The organism is Proteus sp. FME41, from assembly GCF_014897315.1.
Lineage (GTDB): Bacteria > Pseudomonadota > Gammaproteobacteria > Enterobacterales > Enterobacteriaceae > Proteus.
Genome location: NZ_JABUYL010000068.1, coordinates 1 through 596, shown reverse-complemented (window position 1 = coordinate 596; position 596 = coordinate 1). Strand labels below are relative to the sequence as shown.

The following is a 596-nucleotide window of genomic DNA, read 5'->3' as shown; positions in this document are numbered from 1 at the left end:
CCTTGTTTCACTGCTTCCTGAAAATAAAATAATGCTTGTGAATAATTTTCATCAACAACCCAATAATTCATTCCTAATCGATGAGATGCCTGACTAAAACCCTGTTTAGAAGCACAAGTAAGCATCATTCGTCCTAAATCTAAACGATAAAGCTCAGGTACTTGCCCATTCATAAATTTTTGCCCAATCACATATTGTCCTTCGGGGTTACCCATAATGGCGGCTTTTAACATATAACTAAATGCGGCATTTTCATCTTGCTCAACACCATAGCCTTCTTGTAAATAGGTCCCCATAATATAGTAACCAAAAGGGATCTCCATATTGATTAAGCGTTCTACTAAATCAATGACTTCCTCTTGTGGTAACTTACCTGCAACTGGCTCTGCATCCCCTTCGGAAATCATCACTTGCAAATTACCTATCGCTATATAGTGGTCTTTTGCTGCAGCTTGGCGATAAAGTTGAGTAATACGTTTTAAATCGGGATTATCTTGTCGGCTTAGTTGCACGGCTTGTTTAAACCATTTATCGGCTTCAGGATCTAATGGCGGGAAAATATCCGCTTCATGAAGGCAAGTAAATTGGAAATTTTT

General features: G+C 38.4%; 1 protein-coding gene. It reads right to left on the bottom strand.

What is annotated here, in order from left to right:
* Positions 1 to 596 (bottom strand): tetratricopeptide repeat protein (locus INT04_RS19190; RefSeq protein WP_193017609.1); only part of this gene is annotated, 596 nt, incomplete at both ends.